This is a genomic window from Moorena sp., assembly GCF_982860115.1.
The window spans coordinates 11,045-20,542 of record NZ_CEYLVT010000133.1 but is presented as its reverse complement, the minus strand read 5'-3'; the positions used below and the strand labels follow the sequence as shown (position 1 = coordinate 20,542).

The window sequence follows — 9,498 nt, the reverse complement described above, 5'->3', positions numbered from 1 at the left end:
ACAGGTTACAGGTTACAGGTTACAGGTTACAGGTTACAGGTTACAGGTTACAGGTGATTAAACCTTCAACCAAACCACCTTGGCCAATAGGCCACGCTACGGGAACAACCATGCAACCTTGGCCAATAGGCCACGCTACGCGAACAACCAAACAACCTTGGCCAAAAGGCCACGCTACGCGAACAACCAAACAACCATCTCGTCAGCTTGGAAACCTAAAATCCACATAGACATTTAAAATAGCATATGTCAAACTTGTTGTGCCATGGTGGGTGCATAAATTTCCACAGCTGACCAGATAAGTAGATATAGATACCTAGTAAAAATTGACTGTTGCTAGAACTCTACTGATTCGATTCCTAAGTCCTGTACCAGCGTGCTTCAGATGAGTCTGTGCATTAATCCCAACTGCTCAAATCCCCGCAACCCTGACAGTGAACTATTTTGTCAGAGTTGTAATTCTGAGTTGTTGCTGGAAGGGCGCTATCGAGTGATCACTCAACTGGGAAGTGGCGGTTTTGGCAAAACCTATGAAATTGTTGATCGTCAAGGCAACCCTAGAGTTCTGAAAATTCTAATTAAGAATAGTTCCAAGTATATTGAACTATTCCAAAGAGAAGCCGAAGTCCTCGCCCGACTAGAGAATAGTGGCATTCCCAAAGTAGAACCTGATGCCTACTTCACAGTCTACCCCAGAGATAGCGACGAGCCAGTTCATTGTCTGGTGATGGAAAAGATTGAAGGATTGAATCTAAAGCAATACATCCAAAAGCGGGGTGCTCCCATTGACCAAAAAATTGCCATTCGGTGGCTGATCCAGCTAGCTAGCATCTTACAGGCAGTACACAGTCATAACTTTTTCCATCGGGATATCAAGCCCTCTAACATTATGCTCAGGACAGATGGACAACTGGTGTTAATTGACTTTGGCACTGCCCGGGAAATCACGGTTACCTTTGTGACGAAAAAAGCCACTAGTATGGTAACAGGGGTAGTTTCCGCAGGGTATACCCCATTAGAGCAGCTGAACGGTCAGGCAGTCCCCCAATCAGACTTTTTTGCTTTGGGGCGCACCTTTGTTTATCTACTCACTGGTCAAGACCCGAGTCAATTTTATGAAACCTATACTGATCACTTAAGCTGGCGTGACACTGTTCCCAATATTGTGCCACAACTGGCAGATTTCCTCGACTATCTGATGGCTCGTTTACCCAATCAGCGTCCCCAAACTGCTGAAGAAATTTATCACCAGTTAGTAGCTATTAACAATGCATTGTATCCCACCAAGATACCTTTCCATACCAAAACTAGCCAAGCCTCCAAAGAAACAAAAAGCCATCAGTCAAGAATCAGTAATGGTTCTTCCCCAAGACGGCCAGCCAGTACAACTCAACCCTGGGTTAGTCCTACACCACTGCCAATTTCTTCTGCCCCTAATCGGAATAGTAATTTACTAGACCCCAATTTTGTAGCTCTTTGCCAACAGGAACTCGCTGAGTTAATTGGTCCGATGGCTACCATTGTCTGCCAGCGTACTCTTGTCCAGAATCCTAACTCTTCCGCCCAAGAATTTGTAGAAGCTTTATCTCAAAAAATTCCCAATCAAAAATATGCCCAAGACTTTCAACGGCGTTTACTGTCATCGGGTCAGTTATAAGTAATCATTAGTAATCATTCAGTCATCAACGAAGCAATAAATTACTAATTTTATATTACTAATTAGTTTCTGAATTTAGCATATTCATCGCCATTTCTAAACTAACTTTCATCCGATTCAGAGATTTGGCAAGTATACCGATTTCGTCCTCTGAATCATGGTCAAATTCTCCAGCCATATTGCCAGTACTAACTTCCTTAGCTAATTGAGCCATCTGCTTAAGAGGTGTGGTCACCGATACCTTGAGGAAACCATTAATCAGCAAGATGCCTACCAGGAAAAAAACACTAATAATCCCAATCACCAATCCCTGTAACTGCTTAGCCGAATTAAAGATTTTAAACGCTGGAACTGATACAATTTTGGCACCAACAATTTCATCGAGCTTCCAACCAAAACCATGGTCATCACCGTAGCTAGCAATTTGGCTAGCAGGGGCGGCTTCAGGAGTACTATGGCATCGTAAACAGCTTTTTTCAGAAATGGCGAGAGGACGGGCAACATAAAAAATTTTTCCACTAGGAAGAGAGCGAAAACCGGTTTTTTCTGTTAGCTCTGGCTGCTGTCGAAAACTCTCCACAATTTTGGTCTCGAAACTATCAGCCTTATCTCTGAGATTAGTTGGATTAAGCGTCGCTTCTTTATAGAAAAAATCCCCATATTTCTCACGTTTACGTAAATTTTCAAAAACTTCCCGAGCTGAATAAGCAGGTACTGTTTGAGGTAAAAATCGGTCTTCATTTTCCAGTCGATCAGCTAATTCTGGATTCACTTGATTATTGGTATACTCCCGTACCGAACCCATGGTTTCGATCAGAATTAGGGCTTGGTCAGTTACCACTTTTTCCGCATAGCCTTTTAAAAGTTGAGACAAAACTAAGCCACCAGTCAGTACAAGTCCTATAAAAATGAATAGCAGTAGTAAGTTGAGCTTGATTCCTAAATTAAGTTTTTTTAACATTAGCAATCTCCCATAGTATCATGAGTGCCACAGCTGTTTTAGTTTTTAAGGTAATTAATTATGTTTTCCCGCCGTCTATTCTTGTTGAATCTTATATTGATTTTTACAGCTTGTAACTCACCCGATACCCCTATGCTAGGTAAATTAAGTATTGGGATCGTAAGTTACGGGGAAAGCGATCGCTTTATACAGCCATACTCAAAGCTAATCGAATATCTTGGTGCTCGACTTAAGATGATTATAGAATTAGAACCGATTTACAACGAGCGCAGAGCACTAAATTTGATTAAGCAGAGCAAGTTGTCTATCCTGTTTGCTCCTCCTGGTTTAGCAGCCATTGCCATTGCTGAGGCACAGTACATACCAGTGCTACCTCTCGAAGGAGTGACAAAGTCACGCTCAGTCATCGTAGTAGAACTCGAAAGCCCAATCCAAGACTTGACTGAACTAGCGGGTAAAGTCATTGCTTTAGGTCAACCTGGTTCTGCCACAGGATATTATCTGCCAATCTACAATCTCTATGGTCTGACCCTAGCAGAAGTGCGTTTTGCCCCCACACCAAAACAAGTCTTAGAGTGGATTGCCTCTGAGGAGGTAGTCGCTGGAGCTTTGTCTTTAGAAGAGTTGGAACGCTACCGCCTAGACTTTAGTCAGACTAGGTTCCGGATTTTATATATAGATTCTCATAAAATTCCCAGTGGTTCTATCCTGATCGGACCAACAGTCGAGAGAAATCTACAACAGGAGATCCACAAGGCACTAGAATCTGCCTCCAGCAGCATGGCAGCATCAGTAGGATACATCCCCAATGCTAAAGCACCTGATTATGATTACTTAATTGATGTGGTTCAGAAGGTTAGACCGATTGCCGAACGGATTCAAGAAAAACCTGCTCCTTTATACAGCCTTCCATTGGAGTTATAAAACTTCCAAACAAGGGGAGAGACCGGCAGTAACGGAAGAGCATATATTATATTGCCATTAGGGATTTTTAACAAATAATTTAGGATGGCTACATAAGCGGTTGCAAATGTTAATGGTTGCTAGGTAATCGGCTTTGCCTACTTAGCAAGTTTGCAGTTATTAAAAGACCTCTAATCCCCAGGATTCCCTATCCTGCTTTTTAGGAAAGGTAATTGCCATCAAAATTCGCTCAACAACAGTCAGGGCGGTAAATAAACAGTTATTAATATGATACTAATCTTTATCGGATAAGGATTACAGTCGCTAGAGTGACACAATTTAGTCAACTAGTTTTTTTTTGACTAAAGAATTTAAACACTAATTTATAATATCGGTATTTTTTTTAAAATTCGCTTATAGTTTATATTTTTTCCTGAACCATTAGCGAGCAAACCGTATCAGTAATTAGAGGAACATTGATACGGATTCGGTTATGAAAATTTACACTCCTATTGCTTTACTTACTGTTTTAACCATCTGGTTTGGGGTTAATTTACCGATGATTGCCCATGGCTCAAATGCAACACTAAACTATAGTAATGATTGTCCCAGTGTAGTAGAGCAAACAGGACAAATTTTTTCTTATGGGAGAAAAGAAAACCACAAATTTGTCTCATCACCAGTAATTCCGACTACCCTGATCGCTCATCGTGGTAGCGGACGTGTGTATCCTGTGTGAGAGTCAACTGACTCGATTCAGTTTGAGGGCATATCTGGCTGCATTTCAATCCCACTGTTGGGTACGAGTAGCGGGCTACAGTGGGAAAGTGCCAATTCAATATAGTTTACTTGTACTTGGCTTATTTTATATAATATATTGGAAAAGACATGATTAGGGTGCCTCTTAATTCGTCAATTTTCTACCAAGCAACCTCAGCTCACTTTCTTCGATGACAGTGAGTTAGTCCTAGTGTGGAAAAATGAAAATAAATAAGCTTGATAACCAACGGAAGTAGATGTGATTGCCCCTAAGATGATCAACCAATCCGATCTGATCAAAACCCTAAGCCCCAGTGCAATGGATCAGATCATGCTATACCTGGCTTTCAGCGCCCTGCGGACGAGTGGACACCGACATGGGGCGTTTCTAGATGCAGCAGCAACCGCTGCCAAATGTGCCATCTACATGACCTATCTGGAGCAAGATGGCAATATCCGCATGACTGGGCATTTGCATCACATTGAGCCAAAGCGGGTAAAGGTCATTGTTGAGGAAGTTCGACAAGCGTTAACAGAAGGGAAACTGCTCAAGATGTTGGGGTCTCAGGAACCTCGCTATCTGATTCAGTTTCCCTATGTCTGGATGGAACACTATCCCTGGCAACCAGGGCAATCTCGTATCAATGGCACCAGCCTTGACCTGGAAGAAAAGCGCAATCTTGAGATGAAGCTGCCAGATCACCTGCCGGATGCCCAGATCATCAATTCCTTACAATTCTTTGAATTAATAGAATTTCTGCATCGGAGATCCCAAGAAGACTTACCACCAAAGCGACGTCTGCCATTGAGTGAAGCTCTAGCTGAACACATCAAGCGTCGCTTAACCTATTCAGGAACTGTCACCAGAATCGATCACACCGGTGGCTTACCCTACTACGCTCTAACCAGTGCATCTTACTCGCCAGTAGATGACAAAGCCCGCACCTACACCATGATTGAGGAAACAGCGCGATACTTCCGGTTAATTAGAAACTGGGCAGAGCGTCAGCCGCAAGTCATGCGAGGGTTGGAGGAACTAGATATCCCGCCAGAGAAAATCAATCAGGCCATGGAAGAGTTAGATGAAATTATCCGCCAGTGGGCAGATAGGTATCACCGGGAAGGTGGTGAACCAATGGTTCTACAGATGGTCTTTGGACCACAATCTGAATAAATTATGAAGTAAGAAGTATGAAGCTATGAAGTGGAAACTCGGAAGTCGGAAGTCTAACGCTATCTCAATTTATTAGATGTATTAGTTGCTTGAGCTTGTTGTATGTTTTCATCCTTAATGTTTCAGACTGAACACTTAACACTTCATGCTTCATTCTTCATACCTAGCTCATCCACTGCCATGCTAGAGCTAAGAGCACAACAGCGATCGCACCAATCATCGTATTAATAATATTCACGACTTCATTGGTCAGCCATTCCAATTTAGATTGTAGTGTCGCACCAATCACACTCTCCAGATTGGTAGCGATGAAGGCAGCAATAACACAGAAAAATACTCCTGTCAAGTTAACCAAACCAACGCCCCAACCCACAAATGCGATCGCAGCTGATGCAATTACTCCAGCTAGGGTTCCCTCAAGACTTACAGCTCCTTCTGTTCCCCGGGCTACTGGCTGTAAGGTAGTAATCAGGAAAGTCCGTTTGCCGTAAGCCTTACCCACCTCACTGGCAGTGGTATCGGACAGCTTAGTAGCAAAACTAGCGACATAGCCTAGTAACAATAACTCCTGGTAAGGAGCATCCACTAGTAGGGTACCCAAGGCACAAATCGCTCCAGTCAGTGCTGAACCCCAAACATTCTCTGGTCCCCTAGCACCGGAACGCTTTTCCGCAATTCCTGCTGCTTCCTTTTGCGCCATCCCAATGCGGGTGACACCAGACCCTACCAAAAAGTAAAATCCGACTACTGTGTAACCTGGCCAGCTCAGAGTACCCCAAATCAGTACCCCTAATATCCAAGCGTGGACGATCCCAGCAGGAGTGAGTAACTTTTTGGGAGCAATCCATACCATGGCCAGGAAAACTGTGTTCACTCCAACAGCAACTAGCCAAGGATTTAAAGAAAGACTATCATCAAGCATAGCCAAATAGTTATAGTAATAATTGGTAATTGTTAATTGGTAATTGTAATTGCTTCCGAGCCATTACTCCACCAGTCATTCCCTATTCTCCATTATCCAAAAAACCAACAACAAAGCACACTACTTAACTAACCGGATAAAAGATTAGGTCAGATTCTTAAATAAAGTTGAATTTCTTCAAAACCTTGAAACTACCCTAAAATGAACTCCTGAGCAAGAACAACTGACCCTAAACAAAACGCCAAGGGCGAACAAGCGTCAAACTTTAAAACCGTCAAACTTTAAAACCTTGGCCAAAGGCCACGCTACGCGAACAACTTTAAAACCTCAAAACATACAATTATAACCTACAACCCTTTTGCCTTCAAACCACAACTTATGAAACCAGTCCTATTTCATCTCGCATTTCCCGTTACCGACATTGAGAAAACTAAAATCTACTACGGTGATGGACTTGGCTGCGAAATTGGTAGAGAATCTCGCCATGCCGTGATTCTGAATTTATACGGTCATCAACTCGTAGCTCACCTAACCAAAGAACCCCTGACACCTCAGCGGGGTATTTATCCTCGACATTTCGGGTTAGTTTTTACATCCGATGCTGATTGGGAAGCCTTACTGTCGAGTGCTCAACAAAAACAATTACCCTTCTACGAGCAACCCAAGACCCGCTTTCCTGGTCAACTTACAGAGCATCGCACCTTCTTCCTCCAAGATCCATTTTATAACTTAATGGAGTTTAAGTTCTACTCTGATAGTTCAGCAATTTTTGGTGGACGTGAGTTGGCAGAAATTGGCGATCGCGTTTAAGCCAAATCCTTTTCAGCAATTCTAAAACGGGAAACACACCCAAGAAGGGTTGATTAACAGGGAGATTGATAAAACTAGAAAAACCCCTTACTTCAGTAAGGGGTTTTTTCGGCTCAGCTCACTGGAACTACTGATACCTATTCCGCTGTTTTAGGGTGGTAGTTCTGATGTTTAATCAGTTCAAGTTATCACCCTGTGCCGTATAGCTTAGATAAGGTTGGGGGTGAAGCCAGCCTCGGGTTGCTGCTCGATGAGCATTGCATTGGTCAATTCAGAGCCATCCAACTCCCAAACAGCAATAGTATCATCGTTGTTCCAGAGGATATCATACTGGCCGTCCTGATTTACGTCTGCAACACCCTGAATGGTCCATCCCTCTGAAGGTAGTATTGATAAGGGCTGACCATCCCGTGTAATGATAGCACCTTCCACTAGTTCCTTATTAGACATCTGCCATGTGGCAATGTATCCATTATCCGAGTTGTACCAGAGAATCTGCTGTTGGCCATCGCCGGTGAAGTCGGCCACACCTTCGATTTGCCATCCAGTTGATGATGGTGCTAGTACAGGCTCATTGTTTCGTGTAACAAATGCAGCATCCGCTAGTTCGTTGCCATCTATCTCCCATATGCCAACCTCTCCAGTATTCTGGTTGTGCCAGAGAATCTGATCTGGACCATCATCACCATTGAAGTTCCCGGCACCCTGGATTTGCCATCCAGTGTCTGGCGTTATCAGTAAAGGCTGACCATCCCGTTCAAGGATCCCCTGATTCACCAGTGTCTCACCATCTATTGTCAAGATAGCAACTTCTCCAGTATCTGCCTTGTAGGCGAGAATATCATCTTTGGAATCACCGTCAAAGTCAGCAAACTCTTGGATTTCCCATTCCAGGAGGTTGACCTCACCGGTATCAACCACCACCTCGTTGATTTCCTCACCTTGCACTTGCCAGTATTGAATAGCTCCGGTTACTGTGTTCAGCAAGAAAACATCTTGGTTGTCACCGTTGCCATTAAGGTCTCCACTACCTTGAATTTCGAAATTGAGATCCAATGTAGGAAGGGTAACTGTAGTTACCTGCTTAGTAGCATCTATCTTCCACAGGATATGATCTCCTGTGAGTGGATTATTCCAGACAAACCTGGTACTGTTGTCAGGAACTGACGAGGTGTCATCAGCAATGGTAATCTGAGCAAAAGTGTTGCCAACTAAGTTATAGTCCTGGCTGGTGTTTAAAATCAGGTTAACCGTTTCATCACCTTCGTCGATTAGGAAATCGATTTCTGGAGTGATTTTCAGCTCAACCGAGGACTCACCAGCGGCAATAGTGACTGATCCATTGAGGGTTTCACTGTAGTCATCTGCGGTAGCAGTGCTACCAAAGGTCATGTAATTGACAGTGAGTTCTTCAGTCGTGTCTCCAGAACGAGTGATGGTGATGCTGCCTGGGTCTTGGTCTTTTTCCGCTGCCTCAAGGTCACTAGCAGTGATCGTGACAATGGGGATGTCATTATCAAAAATACTGGCAGTGACTAACCCAACATCGCCCAGGGGATAGTTGACAGTGTCCTCGGATTGGGTAATCTCGTGGCTGATGGTACTCTCATGATCCCCTTCAACCTCTTGATCATCCAGCCCTCGCACTGTGATAGTTTGAAGTTTTGCCTCATTGAAGGTAAGCACTTGCTCTGAAGCAAAGGTACTTCCATCTAAACTGATTTCAGTTTGATCATCAGCTTTGATGGTAATTTCTACTTCACCAGTGGGAGTCTTAGTTAACGCAACAGTGTAGATACCAGTACCACCCTCAAATAGTATCGGGCTCTCACTGATGATAATCTCTGGGGTTGTGGTAACACTCTCATTATCAGTGATGGTAATCTCGGTGGATGGGATATTGAGAGTCTCAGGATATTTGACCTCATCCCCAGTGCTGGTAATCTCGTAGCTGATGGTGGTATTATGGTCACCTTCGAGGAAATCGTCATCCACCGCCATTACCGTAATGGTTGTGGGAGTAGTATCCTCTAGGGTCACCATCACTTCTGTGGAGAAGGTCTGCCCATCGAGACTGATTTCACTGTCCTCATCCGCCATAATCTTGATTTCTACTGCTCCCGCTGGCTCAGTGTCAAGAGCAATGGTATAAGTGCCAGGCTCTCCCCCTTCCGTGAGACCAGAAATCTCGCTGATCAGAACTTGACCAACATCATCTGCGTCATTATCAGTAATGGTGATCTGGCTGGCTGGGATTTCGAGATTCTCAGGATATTTGTCTAAATCCCCACTGCTGGTAATCTCGTAGCTGA

At 43.7% G+C, this 9,498-nt stretch carries 9 protein-coding genes; 6 read left to right on the top strand and 3 right to left on the bottom strand.

Annotated elements, in window-relative coordinates:
• Positions 1 to 230: hypothetical protein (locus tag AC4II3_RS20910; protein WP_488010404.1), on the top strand; the 230-nt coding region annotated here is incomplete at its 5' end.
• 155 nt (positions 231 to 385) lie between these two features.
• Positions 386 to 1,657 carry a serine/threonine protein kinase gene (locus AC4II3_RS20905; protein ID WP_488010405.1) on the top strand — a complete coding sequence of 424 codons (1,272 nt, stop codon included), beginning with the start codon at positions 386 to 388 and terminating at the stop codon, positions 1,655 to 1,657.
• Positions 1,658 to 1,715: 58 nt separating this feature from the next.
• On the opposite strand, the gene AC4II3_RS20900 is transcribed toward AC4II3_RS20905, so the two are convergent.
• Positions 1,716 to 2,618, bottom strand: coding sequence for a c-type heme family protein (locus AC4II3_RS20900; protein ID WP_488010406.1), 903 nt, complete (start codon positions 2,616 to 2,618; stop codon positions 1,716 to 1,718).
• 132 nt (positions 2,619 to 2,750) lie between these two features.
• On the opposite strand from AC4II3_RS20900, the gene AC4II3_RS20895 reads away from it, so the two are divergent.
• The 3 genes from AC4II3_RS20895 to hetR all read left to right on the top strand — a co-directional run bounded on the left by AC4II3_RS20895 (position 2,751) and on the right by hetR (position 5,454).
• Entirely contained in the window at positions 2,751 to 3,542 is a 792-nt protein-coding gene (locus tag AC4II3_RS20895) for a phosphate/phosphite/phosphonate ABC transporter substrate-binding protein (RefSeq protein WP_488010407.1), read from the top strand.
• Positions 3,543 to 4,014: 472 nt separating this feature from the next.
• On the top strand, positions 4,015 to 4,260 hold the full coding sequence (locus AC4II3_RS20890) for a hypothetical protein (protein ID WP_488010408.1): 246 nt from the start codon (positions 4,015 to 4,017) through the stop codon (positions 4,258 to 4,260).
• 294 nt (positions 4,261 to 4,554) lie between these two features.
• Positions 4,555 to 5,454, top strand: a complete 900-nt coding sequence (gene hetR, locus AC4II3_RS20885) for a heterocyst differentiation master regulator HetR (protein ID WP_488010409.1) — start codon at positions 4,555 to 4,557, stop codon at positions 5,452 to 5,454.
• A 163-nt stretch (positions 5,455 to 5,617) separates the two neighbouring features.
• Here the strand turns inward: hetR and AC4II3_RS20880 are convergent, their stop codons facing one another.
• Positions 5,618 to 6,376, bottom strand: a complete 759-nt coding sequence (locus AC4II3_RS20880) for a TIGR00297 family protein (RefSeq protein ID WP_488010410.1) — start codon at positions 6,374 to 6,376, stop codon at positions 5,618 to 5,620.
• Positions 6,377 to 6,754: 378 nt separating this feature from the next.
• On the opposite strand from AC4II3_RS20880, the gene AC4II3_RS20875 reads away from it, so the two are divergent.
• Positions 6,755 to 7,186 carry a VOC family protein gene (locus AC4II3_RS20875; protein WP_488010411.1) on the top strand — a complete coding sequence of 144 codons (432 nt, stop codon included), beginning with the start codon at positions 6,755 to 6,757 and terminating at the stop codon, positions 7,184 to 7,186.
• A 207-nt stretch (positions 7,187 to 7,393) separates the two neighbouring features.
• Here the strand turns inward: AC4II3_RS20875 and AC4II3_RS20870 are convergent.
• A partial coding sequence (locus AC4II3_RS20870; protein ID WP_488010412.1) for a Calx-beta domain-containing protein occupies positions 7,394 to 9,498 on the bottom strand: 2,105 nt, incomplete at its 5' end.